At 60.3% G+C, this 17192-nt stretch carries 10 protein-coding genes; 2 read left to right on the plus strand and 8 right to left on the minus strand.

Features of this window, described 5'->3' with window-relative positions:
- Positions 1 to 76 precede the first annotated feature (76 nt).
- The 8 genes from ACYVIT_RS06465 to mdeB all read right to left on the minus strand — a co-directional run bounded on the left by ACYVIT_RS06465 (position 77) and on the right by mdeB (position 14094).
- Positions 77 to 802, minus strand: a complete 726-nt coding sequence (locus ACYVIT_RS06465) for a response regulator (protein ID WP_415806288.1) — start codon at positions 800 to 802, stop codon at positions 77 to 79.
- Complete coding sequence (locus ACYVIT_RS06470) at positions 786 to 3530, minus strand: ATP-binding protein (RefSeq protein WP_415806289.1); 2745 nt, start codon at positions 3528 to 3530, stop codon at positions 786 to 788. The genes ACYVIT_RS06465 and ACYVIT_RS06470 overlap by 17 nt, the downstream gene beginning before the upstream one ends.
- A 149-nt stretch (positions 3531 to 3679) precedes the next feature.
- On the minus strand, positions 3680 to 4291 hold the full coding sequence (kdpC, locus tag ACYVIT_RS06475) for a potassium-transporting ATPase subunit KdpC (protein WP_415806290.1): 612 nt from the start codon (positions 4289 to 4291) through the stop codon (positions 3680 to 3682).
- A gap of 10 nt (positions 4292 to 4301) precedes the next feature.
- Entirely contained in the window at positions 4302 to 6335 is a 2034-nt protein-coding gene (gene kdpB / locus ACYVIT_RS06480) for a potassium-transporting ATPase subunit KdpB (RefSeq protein ID WP_460478181.1), read from the minus strand.
- 20 nt (positions 6336 to 6355) lie between these two features.
- Positions 6356 to 8080: a potassium-transporting ATPase subunit KdpA gene (gene kdpA / locus ACYVIT_RS06485; RefSeq protein WP_415806291.1), complete on the minus strand. Its 1725-nt coding sequence runs from the start codon at positions 8078 to 8080 to the stop codon at positions 6356 to 6358.
- A gap of 149 nt (positions 8081 to 8229) precedes the next feature.
- Complete coding sequence (locus ACYVIT_RS06490) at positions 8230 to 8682, minus strand: DUF2214 family protein (RefSeq protein WP_415806292.1); 453 nt, start codon at positions 8680 to 8682, stop codon at positions 8230 to 8232.
- A gap of 123 nt (positions 8683 to 8805) precedes the next feature.
- Positions 8806 to 11097 (minus strand): NADP-dependent malic enzyme, encoded by a 2292-nt coding sequence (locus ACYVIT_RS06495; protein WP_415806293.1) that lies wholly within the window; start codon positions 11095 to 11097, stop codon positions 8806 to 8808.
- Between the two features lie 222 nt (positions 11098 to 11319).
- Positions 11320 to 14094: an alpha-ketoglutarate dehydrogenase gene (gene mdeB / locus ACYVIT_RS06500; RefSeq protein ID WP_415806294.1), complete on the minus strand. Its 2775-nt coding sequence runs from the start codon at positions 14092 to 14094 to the stop codon at positions 11320 to 11322.
- A gap of 126 nt (positions 14095 to 14220) precedes the next feature.
- Between mdeB and ACYVIT_RS06505 the strand changes: the two genes are divergently transcribed.
- Positions 14221 to 14691, plus strand: a complete 471-nt coding sequence (locus ACYVIT_RS06505) for an Lrp/AsnC family transcriptional regulator (RefSeq protein WP_094820319.1) — start codon at positions 14221 to 14223, stop codon at positions 14689 to 14691.
- A gap of 77 nt (positions 14692 to 14768) precedes the next feature.
- Positions 14769 to 16916, plus strand: coding sequence for an OPT family oligopeptide transporter (locus ACYVIT_RS06510; protein WP_415806295.1), 2148 nt, complete (start codon positions 14769 to 14771; stop codon positions 16914 to 16916).
- The last annotated feature ends 276 nt before the right edge of the window (positions 16917 to 17192 follow it).

Genomic DNA, 17192 nt, shown 5'->3' on the forward strand with positions numbered 1-17192 from the left:
GTGCTGGTGATGAGGAAAAGCCACGTGTCTTTGGATGCGTGGCTTTTTTGTTATTGGCCTTGCGGCCGATATGCCGTTATGTCTTTTGCTGATCGATGAATCTCAGGCCCACGCCCGGCTCGGTGACGATGTAGCGGGGGGCCAGTGCGTTGTCGCCGAGCTTGTGCCGGAGTTTGCCGACGAGGATGCGCAGGTAATGGGTGTCTTCGGTGTGCGTCGGGCCCCATATTTCTCGCAGGATCTGGGGCTGGGTAATCAGTCGCCCTGGTTGTTGGGCGAGCAGCGACAGGAGTGAAAATTCCTTGCGTGTGAGGGTGATGCTCTGCCCGTCGAGAAGGACTTCCCGTCGGGCCCAGTCGATGTGCAGATGGTCATCGTCGTAGATCGTGCTGTCATCGGTGTTTGCTCCCGCCATGCGCAGAAATGCGCGAATGCGAGCCATCAGTTCTTCGACGCCAAAGGGCTTGGTGACGTAGTCGTTGGCGCCCGCATCCAGCAGGGAGACTTTCTGGTCTTCGCTGGATCGTACTGTCAGCACGATGACGGGGACTTTGGACCATTGGCGCAGGTCTCTGAGTACCTCGCTGCCATCCATATCGGGCAGGCCCAGGTCTAGAACAACGAGGTCTGCGCCTTTGCTGGCCAGCAAGGTCAATCCCTCATGGCCAGTGCCTGCCAATAATGTCTGGTAGCCCTGGGCCCGCAGACTGATATCGACAAACTTGCGAATTTGCGGCTCATCGTCGATGACGAGAATGCGGGCGGGAGATGCACCTGTGTTCCCTTCATGAGGTTGTTGCATTTTCTTTGGCTTCCTGGCCAGGGGGCTCGCCCCAAGGCAAGATCAATCGGATCGTTGTGCCGCGATGTTGCGGACCCGGCAGGGCCTGAACGCTGCCCATGTGTGCGCCTACGATACCCTGAACGATCGTCAACCCCAAGCCCGTTCCCTGTTTGCCTCGATCACCGCGCTCGACGCTATAAAACATGTCGAAAATGGATTTTCGCTCTGCTTCCGGAATGCCTGGACCCCGATCAGAGATGTCGATCTGCACATGATCAGAATCCAGGCGTTGGGCGTGAACCCGTATAGGTTCTCCGGGAGGAGAAAATTTGGCCGCATTCTCCATGACATTAAATAAGGCTTGTTCAACAAGTGCCGGGTGGACGTGGATAGGCGGTAAATCGGACGGGATGTCGTGGTCGATGCGTACTGCCGGGCTATATCGTTGTAAACGCTGACAGGCTGAACCCACCAGTTCGTCAATGCCGATCCAGTCTCGTTTCAGGCTCAGGCCCTGGTGTCCCAATCGGGTCATGTCGAGCAGGTTCTGGATATAACGATCCAGGCGTTCGCCTTCCATCTGTATGGTTTCGAGCAAGGCCTTTTGATCGTTCTGATCCATATTGCTGCCATAGCGCATCAGGCTGTCTGCGGCGCCTATCATGGACGACAGGGGGGATCTCAGATCGTGTGACACCGACGATAACAGGGCCGATCGCAACCGCTCGGTTTCTCCGGTAACGCGCGCCGACTCCAGCGCGGATACCAGATTGGTACGTAGCGCTGCCTGGCCGATGTCTTCCACCATGCTTTCGGCGAGTCTGCGTTGTTCGAAAGAAAGGCGCTTCTCATCCGAGGGAAATTTCAGGCCCACAACGCCGAACGTTCCCTGGTCGGAGCGTATCGGCAGAAACCACCATGGGCAGTGGCTCAGCGTATCGGTATAGCGGCCGCTAGGCTGCCCATGTTGCCGCGTCCAATCGGCGGCGATCATGTCCTTTTCCGTTAGTTGACCGGCGGGGGAGGCCGGGCCTGTCTCGCCGTTGATGTGCATCCATGTCTCGGCTCGTAATGTTGATTGCAGCGCCGTCGTGCCTGCGGTGATTACTTCTCCGAGATCGGCTGCTTTGGTGAGCCGGCGCCCCAGCATTTGCATGGCCGTGGCGTGGATGTTGGCGGCGCGCAGTGCGATAACCTGAGCCCTCAGTCGGGATGCCAGACGGCCCGCAATGAGCGCGGCGGCGAGGAACAGCATGACGGTCGCCACACCGCGATGCGCGCCGATCAACAGCGTGAATCGAGGTTCGATAAAGAAAAAATCGTAAGCCAGAAAGCAGAGCAGCGCAGTGATGACCGCAGGCACCATGCGCGTGCGTGATGCGACCCAGATCACGGCAACGAGAAACACCAAAGACAAATCCTGCAAACCCAGGAAACGCTCTGCCAGTGTCGCGACGCCTATGGCTCCTATACTGGTCAGTACAGCAAGGAGCGACTCTCGCCACAACAGGCCTTTACTGTTGATGCGGGACCTCCCGAACGACTTTTGTTTTGCGTGTGGCGTACTGATGATGGTCAGTTCGTAACGGACGCCCCGTTGCAGGAGCTGTTGCGTCAGTGTTCGATTGAAAATCCGTGCCATAGGACGTTCGCGGGTACGCCCGATCACGATCGATCTGGCTCCACGTGCGGCAGCTGCGTCCAGCAAGGCCTGGATGATGTCGCTGTTGTGAAGGATCTCGGCTTCTCCTCCCAGCGTACGTGCCAGCGCAAAGGCTTTGTCGATTTCCAGCAGACGTTGTTGTTCTGAACGGGCGGCCGTTCTCGATGTCGTTTCCAGCGATTCGTCGCGGCGTTTGGCGGGCAATGTCGCATCGGCTGCCGTGCCGGTCTCTACCGTGACGACCGACCATGGCGCGCCGCGGCGTTCGGCAATGCGGGCGCCAGCTCGCACCAGATATTCCGATTGCCCTTTGCCATCGATGGCTATCAGCACATGATGCTGGATGGCCAGTGTCCCCAGGCCGCGGGCCGCACGCGTTTCACGCAGATCGGTATCAACGTGCGCAGCCACGGTCTGCATCGCCAGCTCGCGCAGCGCGGTGAGGTTGGACGGGGAAAAGAAGGCTTGCAAGGCGCGGGCGGCTTGCTCGGGTAAATACACCTTGCCTTGATTCAGCCGTTCGATCAGTTCGCGCGCCGGCAGGTCGACGAGACGAATGTCGCGCAGATGCTCGAAAACCGCATCGGGAACGGTCTCGCTGACGCGAATGCCGGTGATCTGGTGCACCACATCGTTCAAGCTTTCCAGGTGCTGGATGTTGACGGTGGTGTACACGTCGATGCCAGCGTCGAGCAGCTCCACGACGTCTTGCCAGCGCCTTTCGTGACGGCTGCCGGGGACATTGCGATGGGCCAGTTCATCCACGAGGGTAATGGCGGGCTTGCGGGCCAGGAGCCCGTCCAGATCCATTTCCTCCAGTTGCCGGCCTTGGTAGTCCAGCAGTTTTCGCGGCTGTATCGGCAGTCCTGCGACGAGCGCCTGGGTTTCGCTGCGGCCATGCGTTTCGACAATCCCGATGACGATGTCCGCGCCCTGGCGATGCAGTTCGTGTGCGCGCGTCAGCATGGCGTAGGTTTTACCGACACCTGGCGCTGCGCCCAAAAACACGGTTAACCGGCCAGCCGCCTGGCGGTTGAGTTCGCCCAGCAGGGCGTTGGCTTGTTCAGTCTGTTTGGCGCTCATGGATCACGGGGCACTCACAGTCTCGTCGTGGGCCTATTCTCGCACTTAGTGGGTGGTTATGGCAGCAGCGCATTGCCGACGCGGAATTGGCCCCACGCTGGGCACGGATGCGTTCGCGTCGTACCGTCTCGCTAACGCAATGGGTGCGTCTATAACCCATCCAATGCCAGATTCAATTGCAGGACATTGACCCGCGCCTGCCCGAACACGCCCCATTGCTTTGGCTCGGTGTACCGCGCCAGCAGATTGGCGACCACGTCGCGCGGCATCCCACGGGCGCGGGCGATGCGATCCACCTGAATAGCGGCGCTCGCGGCAGTGATATGCGGATCGATGCCTGCGCCGGATTGCGTGAACAGATCGCCCGGCACCGCGAGCGGGGCTACGCCTTCGCGTTGTGCGATAGCGGCGCGACTGTCTTCCAGGCGTTTACGCAGGTCTGGGTTGGTGCGCGCCTGATTGCTGCCCGCCAGCGCTGTGGGGTCGTAATTGCTGGCCGACGGGCGAGGGTGGAAATACTTGTCGCTGACAAACGGTTGTGCCACCAGTGCCGATCCAATCACTTTGCCGTCACGCTCGATCAGACTGCCGTTGGCAGTGTGCGGGAACAGGGCTTGACCGATGCCGACGCCCGCCAGCGAGTAGAAAAATCCGAATCCCACCAGAATGATGAGCGTCAGGCCAATGGCGCCGCGCACAATACTTGTACGGGACGGGGCGGTGAATGCGCCGTGCGCAGTAGCGGTTGTCATAGCTGTCATGGCTGTTTTCTCAGATGCTGAATAGCGTTGATAACATCAAGTCGATGATTTTTATCCCGACGAACGGGAGCAACACGCCACCCACGCCGTATACCAGCATGTTGTTGCGCAAGAGTGCCGTTGCACTGGCGGGCTTGAAACGCACGCCACGCAAGGCCAGCGGGATCAGCAGCGGGATAATGATGGCGTTGAAAATCAACGCCGACAGCACCGCACTCGTCGGACTCGACAGTTGCATGATGTTCAGTGCCGCCATTTGCGGGATGGACGCTGCGAATAGCGCAGGCAGGATGGCAAAGTATTTGGAGACGTCATTCGCCAAGGAAAACGTCGTCAATGCGCCGCGCGTAATGAGTTGCTGTTTGCCGATTTCGACCACGGCAAGCAGCTTGGCTGGATCGGAATCCAGATCCACCATGTTGCCTGCCTCTTTGGCTGCTTGCGTTCCGGAATTCATCGCCAGGCCGACGTCGGCCTGGGCCAGCGCAGGAGCATCGTTGGTGCCGTCACCCACCATCGCCACGAGTCGGCCGTCCATTTGTTCAGCGCGAATGCGGGCCAGTTTGTCCTCGGGTTTGGCCTGGGCGATGTAGTCATCGACCCCGGCTTCGGCTGCAATGCTCGCCGCAGTCAGCGGGTTGTCTCCCGTGATCATGACGGTCTTGATACCCATCGCCCGCAGGCGGGCAAAGCGTTCCTTGATACCGTGCTTGATGACATCGGATAACTCGATGACACCCAGTATGGTGTTGTCGTCGCATACCACCAGCGGTGTTGCGCCTTTGCGCGCGACATCGGCCACGCGCGTCTGCAAGGCTGCCGGGACGTTGCCTCCATGCGTTTGCACGTACTCGGCAATGGCATCAATAGCGCCTTTGCGGATAATGCGCCCATTTGGCAGATCGACACCCGACATTCTGGTTTGGGCGGAAAAAGGCACGAACTGCGCGTCTTTGGGGGCATCGCCTAGGCCACTTTTACTGAGGGCGAGTTTGACGATGGATTTGCCTTCTGGCGTAGGATCGGCGAGCGAGGCCAACCACGCTGCCTGGCGCAGTTGCGGCTCGTCAATGCCCTCCAGCGCATGAAAGGCGGTCGCCTGCCGGTCGCCGAGTGTGATGGTGCCGGTCTTGTCCAGGAGCAGGACATCGACGTCTCCTGCGATTTCCACGGCCTTGCCGGATTTGGCCAGCACATTGGCTTTGAGTGCGCGATTCATGCCTGCGATGCCAATGGCGGGGAGCAGGCCGCCGATCGTGGTGGGGATCAGGCACACCAGCAATGCGACCAACAGGACGACGTCCGTTTTGATGCCTACGAAGCTGCCAATAAAGGGCAGCGTGATGACCACGATCAGGAACGTCAGGGTCATGACCGCCAGCAGCAGGCCCAACGCGATCTCGTTAGGCGTTTTCTGCCGGCTGGAGCCTTCGACCAGGGCGATCATGCGATCCAGAAAACTATTGCCTGGCTCGGCGGTAATGCGCACGATGATGCGGTCCGATAGCACCTTGGTGCCGCCGATCACGCCTGAACGGTCCGTTCCGGCTTCGCGCAGGACCGGTGCGGATTCACCCGTGATGGCGGATTCATTGATGGATGCCAGCCCTTCGATGATCTCGCCATCGGCGGGGATCAGTTGACCTTCTTGCACGACGACACGGTCATCAGGGCGTAAATCTGCCGCCGGAACGATGCTGGTGTTGCCCGAGTGGTCCAGGCGATGCGCGACCAGATCTTTGCGGGCGCGACGCAATGCAGCGGCTTGCCCACGGCCACGTGCTTCGGCTACCGCTTCGGCGAAGTTCGCGAATAGCACGGTGATGAATAGCACCGCCGTGACGGCCCATCCAAATCCGGCGTGCGTCCAGCCTGATAGCGCCGCTATCGCTGTCAGCAGGGTTCCTGCCCAGACAACCGCCATGACGGGATTTTTCAAGACATGATGCGGCGCCAGTTTGATAAACGAATCGATCAGCGCTGCCTTCAACGGATGTTCTAGGTTGGCGCCCTCAGTGTGGTGCTCTATTTGCGCAGTATGCATGGTGTTCATTGTGGTTTCCTTCAGCGGGCGAGCAGCGACGTCAACGACAAGTGATCCGCAACAGGCCCCAGCACCAGCACGGGCATGAACTGCAGCAGTGTGAGAATGATGACAATGCCAATCAAAGTGAGCGCGAAGGTCGGCGTTTCTATTTGCAGGGTGCCGGGGCCTTCGGCGGCCCGCCGCTTGCGGGCAAGCATGGCGGCAATGGCAAGGGGAATAATCAGGGCAGGGTATCGTCCAGCGGCCAGCACGACGGCGCAGGTGACATTCCACCAGGGCGTGGCATCGCCGAGCCCTTCGAATCCGGAGCCATTGTTGGCGAAAGCGGATACGTATTCATAGAACACCTGGCTGATGCCATGGAACCCCGGATTGGAATTGCCCGTCAGCGCAGGTATTGATAGTGTCACTGCGGTAAAGGCCAGGATGACTAACGGCTGCCATAGCACCAGGACGCCCAGAAGCTTGACTTCGGCGCCTTCGATCTTGCGCCCGAACAGCTCTGGCGTGCGGCCCGTCATGAGGCCTGCAAGAAAGACGCTCAGCAGCAGATAGACGATGAATTGCTGCAGGCCGCAGCCTATACCGCCCCAGATAGCATTGATCAGCATGTTCACCATGGCGACCATGCCTGTCAGCGGCGCGGCAGAGTCCAGCATCATATTGACAGACCCGTTGTTGACCTGTGTCGTTGCAGCGGCCCATAGCGCCGAGGCATCGGCGCCCAAGCGGACTTCTTTGCCCTCCATCAACGCGATATCGGCCGTGGTGTCGGAACTGCTCTCGGACCATAACGCCAGACCGCTGGAGAGCACGGACAATGTCAGCATCGTGCCAAAAACCATTGCGCCAAATTTGCGGCGGCCGGTAAAAGGCGAAATCATGAAAATGACGGCAACCGGAATCAAGGTGATGCCCAGCATTTCCAGGAAATTCGACAACGGCGTGGGGTTTTCCAGCGGCGTTGCGCTGTTGGGGCCGTACCAGCCTCCGCCGTTGCTGCCCAACTGTTTGATCGCGACCATGGGGGCGACGGGTCCGACTGGGATTTTTTGTTCTGTCATGGCTGCGGGCGTGTCTATCGGAGCGGCAATGACTGCACCGTTCAGTGTTGCAGGTACTCCTTGCCAGCTCAGCAGTGCCGACCAGACCAGGCATAGCGGCAGCACGAATCGCAGGGCGGCGCGAATCACGTCAGCCCAATAGTTGCCGACATCTATCGTGGTCGCCGCCGTGCCTGTCGCATCGTCAGACGTAGCGTTTGCCTGGCGGCCGCCGAACAACCCTCGCAGTGTGGCGGCGGCCAATGCCAAACCCATGATGGGCGTGGCCACTTGCAGGCCGACAATGCCCGTCATCTGCGAGAAATAGGATAGTTGCGCCTGGCCGGAATAATGCTGCTGGTTCGTATTGGTGAGAAACGACACCATCGTGTGCAGCGCCAGATCCCAGCTCATGTTGGGGACATGATCAGGGTTGAGAGGCAGCCACGCCTGAGTCATGAAAATGACCCATACGGTCAAGCCCAGGAATAGGTTGCTCGCCAGAAAGGCGCCGGCATAGGCGCGCCAGTTCATGCCTGCGTCGGCACGCGTGCCGATCAATGCATAGAGCGGTCGTTCAATCCAGTTGAACAGAATGTCACTGCGCATGGGCGCGCCACGCATGACGGCAGCGAGATAGCGGCCCAAAGGCCAGCCAAGCGCGATAAGCAGCGCCAGGGATAAGAGATACTCAGACATGTTTTGATTTCGCAAATAAATGGCGAAACAGCCATGCCTAAGTATTCAGCGCAGGCGCGTAAACTCTCTATTACGGAAACGCGCAGGCGTATAAATTTTGCGTAAATTTTTACTCGCATGCATGCCGCATGCGTGTACGTGCCCGGCTATTACATGCCGATGCCACGCGCCATCAACACGGCAAATAGCGGCAGCAGCACCAGCAGATGGGCCTCTAGCATCACCCAGCGCCGCGCGCGTTTGACCTGCTGGGCATCAGGGGTATAGCCAGGTTCAGTGCGTGCTTGTTTGTTCCACCGCAGAAAAGCCAGAGTCGGTGGTATGGAGCACAGGCCGATCAGGACAAACAAGCCGATCTTGGCATGAAACCACGGGTTGGGCATATAAAAGGCCGCCCCTTTGGCGCCCAGGCTCAAACGCAATAGTCCGGTAATCAATACGGCGACCGCACAGGCCAGGTACAGGCGGTCATACAAGGCCAATCGGCGTACAACGGAGGGAGTGATGTCGGGCCGCAGCAGTACTGTTTGTGCGGTCATGGCGACGATCAAGAGAAAGATCGCGAGGTAGTGGATCCAGGCGAGCAGGGCGTCTTGCAACATGAATGAGCTCCGGTAATCGATGCGCGTCGTGTTGGCAGAGCCTGCTAGCCAACTGGCGGATCAGTGTATCTGATCCGCCAGTACTCATACAGAGCACGCGCGAGGCGTGCTTGCGACAAGCAATCAGGCCGAGCGCTTTTCAGCGGCCTCTTGCTGCGCATCGACGACTGCCAGCGCGGTCATGTTGACGATACGGCGCACGGTGGCGCTGGTCGTCAGGATATGCACGGGACGCGCCGCACCCAGCAGGATGGGGCCCATGGCGATACCGTTGCTGCCGGTCATCTTCAGCATGTTGTAGGTGATGTTGCCCGTATCCAGATTGGGCATCACCAACAGATTGGCCGGGCCCTTGAGCTTGCTGTCGGGGTAGGCCTTTTGACGGATTTTTTCCGACAGGGCCGAGTCGGCATGCATTTCGCCTTCGACTTCCAGTTCGGGCGCGCGTTCTTCAACCAGGCGGCGCGCATCGGACATCTTGCGCGACGATTCGGTGACGCGGCTGCCGAAGTTCGAGTGCGACAACAGCGCGATCTTGGGCATGACGCCAAAGCGGCGCATCTCGTCGGCAGCCTGGATCGTGATGCTGGCGACTTCTTCGGCGCTCGGGTTCTCGTTGACGTGTGTGTCGGTGACAAACAGCGTTTGATCCGGCAGCATCAATACGTTGAGCGCAGCAAAGGTCTGGCCCGGTTTGCGGCCGATGATTTCCTCGACGTATTTCAACTGGTTGTCGTATTTGCTGGCCACGCCGCACAGCAAGGCATCCGCATCACCGCGACGCAGCAGCATGGCGCCGATCAACGTGTTGTGTTTGCGGATCATGGCCTTGGCGATGTCGGGCGTGACGCCTTCACGGCCCTTGAGCTGGTAATAAGCGTTCCAGGTTTCATTGAAACGGCTGTCGTCTTCGGGATCCACGATCTCGATGTTCTGGCCGTTCACCAGACGCAGTCCTGCCTTTTTGACGCGCATTTCGATGACGGACGGACGGCCCACCAGAATCGGTTGCGCCAGCTTTTCGTCTACGACGGTCTGCACCGCACGCAGCACGCGTTCGTCTTCGCCGTCGGCATAGATTACGCGCTTGGGTGCTTTCTTGGCTTGGGCAAACAACGGGCGCATCAATTGGCCCGAGTGGTAGACAAAACCCATCAGCTTTTGGCGATAGGCTTCGATGTCTTCGACGGGACGTGCGGCCACACCGGAATCGGCAGCAGCCTGCGCCACGGCAGGTGCGATCTGTACGATCAGACGCGGATCGAAGGGCTTCGGAATAATGTAATCCGGACCGAACGAGAGCTCCTGGCCAGCATAGGCCAGCGCGACCTCGTCGTTTTGTTCGGCTTCGGCCAGCTCGGCAATGGCTTTGACGCAAGCCAGTTTCATTTCCTCGGTAATGCGCGATGCGCCGGCGTCCATGGCGCCACGGAAAATGAAGGGGAAGCACAGGACGTTGTTGACCTGGTTCGGGTAGTCCGAGCGGCCGGTCGCAATGATGCAGTCCGGGCGTGCGGCACGGGCGACTTCGGGGCGGATCTCGGGCTCGGGGTTGGCCAGGGCCAGGATCAGCGGTTTGTCGGCCATGGTCTTGACCATGTCGCCCGTCAGCACGCCAGCGGTCGAGCAGCCGAGGAACACGTCTGCGTCGCGCACCACGTCGGCCAAGGTACGCGCGTCGGTATTCTGCGCGTAACGCTTTTTGTTGGGCTCCATGTTTTCATCACGGCCTTCCCAGATCACGCCACGTGAATCGACGACGTAGATGTTTTCGCGTTTGATGCCCAGGTTCACCAGCAAATCCAGGCAGGCAATGGCAGCAGCGCCGGCACCGGACACAGCCAGTTTGACTTGGCCGATGTCTTTGCCCACCACTTTCAGACCATTCAGGATGGCAGCCGACGAGATGATGGCCGTGCCATGCTGATCGTCGTGAAAGACGGGGATCTTCATGCGCTCGCGCAGCTTCTTCTCGATATAGAAGCACTCGGGCGCTTTGATGTCTTCGAGGTTGACGCCACCCAGGGTCGGTTCGAGGGCTGCGATGATGTCGACCAGTTTGTCCGGATCGGTTTCGGCGAGCTCGATGTCGAACACGTCGATGCCGGCGAATTTCTTGAACAGGCAGCCTTTGCCTTCCATCACGGGCTTGGCCGCCAGCGGGCCGATGTTACCCAGACCGAGGACGGCGGTGCCGTTGGTGATCACACCAACCAGATTGGCGCGCGAGGTGTACATGGAGGCGGCATCGTCGCCTTGGTCGAAAATCGCCATGCACGCTGCGGCAACGCCGGGCGAATAGGCCAAGGACAAATCGTCCTGGTTGGCCAGGGTCTTGGTCGGCGTGACCGAGATTTTGCCGGGGGTGGGATAGGCGTGATAATCAAGCGCCAGTTTGGTTAGGGTTTCGTCCATGGTGAGGAAGACCTATGCTGCACTGCTGACAAAGTAGAAAACGGGCCCGCAAGGGGCCCGTCTGGGGATCGCGAAAGCGTATATTTCAACAGAAACCGCGCATCAATGTTTGCTGCAGTGCAGCGTATTGCTTGATGACGGCTCGATCCTCGGGTTGCGATCCCCGGTAAATACCGCGGTGAGATGCGAGGTCAATGTCAACGCAGGCACATTGCCGCGTCGTCAGCTCAACCATGGCGTGGCGGTGCGTTGCCCGGCATGTAATTCCTTTCGCAATTGCTGCCGGGCGGCATCATGGCGCGAGTCTTGTTCGGCCAGCAAATCGAGCGCATGCAGCGCGATCCAGTCCGCACTGACCTCAAAGAAATCCCGCAGCCGGGCCCGGGTATCGCTGCGGCCAAAGCCGTCGGTGCCCAACGTACGATACGGGGCCTTGATCCACGCACGGATCTGGTCCGGCACTGCGCGCACGTAGTCGCTGGCAGCGACTACGGGAACCGTGCCGGGCAGACATTGTTCCAACCAGCTTTGCGCAGCCGGGCGGCTCAGGCCGAGTACGCGATCCCGCTCGCAGGCCCGGCCGTCGCGGGCCAATTCGGAAAAGCTGGTCACGCTCCACACTTCGGCGGCGATGCCAAAGTCCTGTTGCAGCCGTTCGGCGGCGCGCAGAGCTTCGTTGAGCATCGGTCCGGCGGCGAGGAGCCGCACTTGGGGCGAGGCTTCGAGGTTCGCTGGGCCAGCATCTGCGAGGGCAGGGCTCGCGGGCGAAGGGTGAGGCGGCTCAGCGCCTGCCAGTTGCTCGCCCGGCGGCGTTGCGGCCCGAACACGATGCATCCCGCGCAGGATGCCTTCGCGGGCGCTCTCGTCGGGCAGGGTAGGCTGAGCGAGGTTCTCGTTGGTGACCGTGATGTAGTAGAACTCGTCGCACTGCTGATCGAGCATGCGCTGCATGCCGTGTTCCAGAATGACGGCGACCTCATAGGCATTAGCCGGGTCATAGGCGCGGCAATTCGGAACGGTGGCGGCAATCAGGTGGCTGGAGCCATCCTGGTGCTGCAGGCCCTCGCCGCCGAGTGTCGTGCGGCCCGACGTGGCGCCGATCAGGAAGCCGCGCGCGCGCTGATCGGCCGCGGCCCAGATCAGGTCGCCGATGCGTTGGAAGCCGAACATCGAGTAGTAAATGTAGAAAGGCAGCATCGGCAGGCCATTGACCGAATAGCTGGTGCCGGCCGCCGTCCACGAGGAGATCGCGCCGGCTTCGGTAATGCCTTCTTCGAGAATCTGCCCGTCCAACGCCTCGCGGTAGTACAGCACCGAGCCGATGTCTTCGGGTTCGTACAACTGGCCCTGTGCGGAATAAATGCCGATTTGCCGGAACAGATTGGCCATGCCAAAGGTGCGCGCCTCATCGGCCACGATGGGCACAATGCGCGAACCCAATTGTTCGTCTTTCAACAATCCGCCCAGCATGCGCACGATGGCCATTGTGGACGACATTTCCTTGCCATCAGCCTGCAGCGCGAAACGCGCCCATTGCTCGGTGGAGGGCACCGGCAGACGAGGTGATTCGGTGCGCCGGCGCGGCATGTGACCGCCCAGGACAGCGCGGCGCGATTGTAAATAGCGCAGCTCGGCGCTGTCTTGAGCGGGTTTATAGAACTTCAACGCCAGGCAATCGGCATCCGAGATCGGCAGGGCAAACCGGTCGCGAAACGCCAGCAGCGCCTCGTCATCCAGTTTTTTCTGCTGGTGAGTGGTCATTTTGCCTTGGCCTGCCGTGCCCATGCCAAAGCCTTTTTTGGTCTGGGCCAGGATGACCGTGGGTTGGCCACGATGACGTACGGCGCGATGATAGGCAGCATGGATTTTGACGATATCGTGACCGCCGCGGCGCAGCCGGTCAATGGCCTCGTCTGACCAGTCTGCGACCAGTGCCGCCAACTCGGGGTTCTGATTGAAAAAGTGCGCGCGGTTGTAGGCGCCGTCGTTAGCGGCAAAAGTCTGAAACTGCCCGTCCACGGTGTGTGCAAAGGCACGCGCCAGCGCACCATCTGTGTCGCGTGCCAGGAGCGTATCCCAGTCGCCGCCCCATACCAGTTTGATGACGTTCCAGCCGGCGCCGGCGTAGAGCGTTTCGAGTTCATCGATGATGCGGCCGTTGCCGCGCACCGGGCCGTCCAGGCGTTGCAGATTGCAGTTCACGACGAACACGAGGTTGTCGAGTTTTTCACGGGCGGCCAATGTCAATGCGGCGATCGATTCGGGCTCGTCCATTTCGCCGTCGCCGAACAGTCCCCAGACCTTGCGGCCCGAGGGCTGCGTGAGTGACCGGTGTTCCAGGTAGCGCATGAAACGGGCTTGGTAGATCGCATTGATCGGCCCGATCCCCATCGATCCGGTGGGAAACTGCCAGAAATCGGGCATGAGCCACGGATGGGGATACGACGACAGCCCTCGCAGGCCGCGTTCGCGGGCGGTGATCTCCTGGCGGAAATGGGCCAGATCGTCTTCGCTGAGAAAGCCTTCCAGAAACGCCCGGGCATAGACGCCGGGCGCCGAATGCGGTTGCAGGTAGACGAGGTCCCCGGCAAATCCCTCGCAGGGCGCGCGAAAGAAATGGTTGAATCCCACCTCGAACAGATCCGCTGCCGACGCATAGCTGGCAATGTGTCCGCCGAGCTCGCCGTGCGCCTGGTTGGCGCGCACCACCATGGCCAGGGCGTTCCAGCGATTGATCGAGGCAATACGTTCCTCGACCGCCAGATCGCCGGGGAACGGCGGTTCATTGCGCAACGCGATCGTATTCAAATAAGCGCTGCGCGTCTGGCCGCCTGCGCGCACGCCCAGCGCGGTCGCTTGAGCGAGCAGGGCTTCCAGGACATAGGCCGCTCGCTCGATGCCGGCGGTCTGCACCAGCGATAGCAGCGCGTCGCGCCATTCACTGGTTTCAATGGGGTCGATGTCGCTGGTCGAGGGCGTGGCCACTATGTCGAGCATGATGATGAGGTCTCCGTATAGGCGCTCATCCTAGCGCTTTCATCGTGGCATAAGTAATCGAATATGCGTCCCCAAACCCAAATTGGCAGCATAATAATCCGCAATTGTTTATTTTTCAGGATAAGTATGCCGAACGCATCGCTCGATAGTATCGATCGCCGCATTCTGGGGATCTTGCAGACGGATTCCAGCCTGACCAATGTCGAGCTGGCACGCCGTGTACACCTGTCGCCATCGCCCTGCCTGGCACGGGTCAAGGCCCTCGAGGCGGCGGGCGTGATCCGCGGGTATGTGGCGCTGGCCGACCCGCTGCAATTGGGCTTGAGCCTGAATGTGTTCATCCAGGTGAGCCTGGAAAAACAGATCGAGACCGAACTGGATCGTTTTCAGAACGCCATGGCCGAATGTCCCGAAGTCATGGAATGCTATCTGATGAGTGGCGATGCGGACTATCTATTGCGTGTGGTCGTGCCCGATATTCAGGGGCTGGAACGCTTTGTGGTGAGCCGATTGTCGAGGATTCCCGGCGTTCGCAATATCCGATCGGGATTCGCTTTGAAGCAGGTTAAGTATCAGACCGCGTTACCCTTGGAATAGGTTTGTTTTCCAAGCAGGGCGGTAGAATCCGCCACACTCTAAAAATCATCACCTTTTTGGCAAGGACATGTTGACTCATGGCAGAACCTGCGCGCGTTCCTGATTCGATCACGCTGCCCGAACTCACCGTCCGCGGCATCATCATCGGCGCATTGATTACCGTGGTGTTCACCGCGTCGAACGTGTTTTTGGGCCTGAAGGTCGGATTGACGTTTTCGTCGGCGATTCCGGCGGCTGTCATTTCCATGTCGGTGCTCAGGCTGTTTCGCACTTCGAATATTCTCGAGAACAACATGGTGCAGACGCAGGCATCGGCCGCGGGCACCTTGTCATCCATTATTTTCATTTTGCCCGCGTTGGTCATGATGGGGCATTGGCAGGGTTTTCCGTTCTGGGAAACCCTGGGTATCTGCGCCGCGGGCGGCATGCTGGGGGTGATGTTCACCATCCCGCTGCGGCACATCATGGTGGTGCAGAGCGATCTGCCGTATCCCGAGGGCGTTGCGGCGGCAGAGATCCTGCGCGTGGGCAGTGGGACGGCCGAGGGAGATGCCCAGGGAGACGGCCCCGGTCAGGCGTCGCGCGCTTCTGCGCCGTCAGGACGTGTCCCGGACGCTCAATCGGCCTCGACGCACGCCGCTGCGGCGGCAGCGAAGCGAGCGAAACCGGCGGCCACGGGCATGGCCGATATTCTCAGTGGTGCCGGCATCGCCGCCGTGGTGAGCTTTGCTTCCAGCGGCCTGCGGGTCTTGGGCGATGCCGTCAGCGTGTGGCCGACGATCGGCGCTGCGGTGTTTCGCCTGCCGATGGGGTTCTCCATGGCCTTGTTAGGAGCAGGGTATCTGATCGGTATCGTGGCAGGTCTGGCCATGCTGACGGGCCTGGTGATCGCCTGGGGAATTTCCGTTCCCGTGCTGACAGCCTTGGGAGACCGGCCGGCAGACTTGTCTGTGATCGACTATGCCACCGGGTTGTGGAGCTCGCAGGTCCGCTTTATCGGGGCAGGGGTGATCGGTGTGGGCGCGATCTGGACGCTGGCCACACTGTTTGTCCCCATGATGCGTGGTATCAAAACCTCGTTCTCCGCATTCAGCTCGACGCGCAAATCCGGTCAGGCAGGGGCGTTGCGTACTGAACAAGATCTGTCCGGGCGTTGGATTGCTGTCGTCACCTTGGTGCTGGTGGTGATTCTGGTGGTGACATTCGCGTCGTTTTTACGGGCCGAGCCCGTGACAGCCGGCAGCGTAGGGATGCTGGTAACGTACGCCGTCGCATTTGCCTTTATTTTCGGTTTCCTGGTGGCGGCCGCCTGCGGTTATATGGCCGGTCTGGTGGGGTCCTCGACCAGCCCGATTTCCGGGGTGGGTATTGTGGCCATCGTGTTGGTGTCCTTGTTGATGCTGGGGCTGGAACGCTCGACTGGTCTGCTCGGCAGCCAGGAGGGGGTGCAGATGGCCATCGCTTTGGCTATCTTCACGACCTCGGCCGTCGTCGCCGTGGCGTCGATTGCGAACGACAACCTGCAGGACCTGAAAACCGGCTGGCTGGTCGGGGCAACCCCCTGGCGCCAGCAGGTGGCGTTGTTGATCGGCTGCGTGGTGGGGGCAGCAGTGATTTCCCCGATCCTCGAGTTGCTCTATAACGCCTACGGTTTTTCCGATGCCTTGCCGCATGACGGCATGGACCCCAGCCAGGCATTGTCGGCGCCTCAGGCGACCTTGATGCTGGCTATTGCCCGTGGCATTTTTACCCATCAGTTGAACTGGGCCATGATCCTGATCGGTATGGCGGTGGGCGTAGGGCTGATCGTGGTGGACGGCATTCTGAAGCGCACCTGCCGGGTTGCCCGGATGCCGGTGTTGGCCGTAGGGATCGGGATTTACTTGCCTCCGACGGTCAGTGCGCCGTTGGTCGTGGGCGCGTTGCTGGCCTGGCTGATCGAACGGGCGCTGCGCCGCCGTGCAGAGCAGGCGGGGCAGCCCTATGACAGGTATGCAGAGCTGCCGAATCGACGCGGTACCTTGCTGGCGTCGGGGTTGATCGTAGGCGAAAGCCTCGTCGGGGTGCTGATGGCAGCCATCATCGGGGCATCGGGCAGCGAGGCGCCTCTGGCTCTGGCAGGGGCGGGCTTCGCGCCGATCGCAAACTGGCTGGGGCTGGCGGTGTTCGCCAGTGTGGCGGTACTGTTCTACAGACGTATCGTGTCAGCAGGACGAATGTCATAAAAGCGCGGAAAAATAGCGCAACAGCACGCCGTCAGTGCGGCCCGACCGTGCAAACCGGGTTTCCCGCGATGGCTTCGTGGTTTTCGCGTCACAGCCCGATCAGGGCTCTTGCCAATACTGGATGAAGGAGACTTCGAGCGCATAGCCGGCATCATGACGGACGTTGGTGGGGACTTCTCAACTATCTTGGTCTGTGGCCCCGCCCGGACGCAGATGGGTCGTGCCGCGATGCGGCAAGACAGGTGCAATCCCGGGGAGTATACTTTTGCGCCATAG

It is taken from the genome of Bordetella muralis (assembly GCF_054781015.1).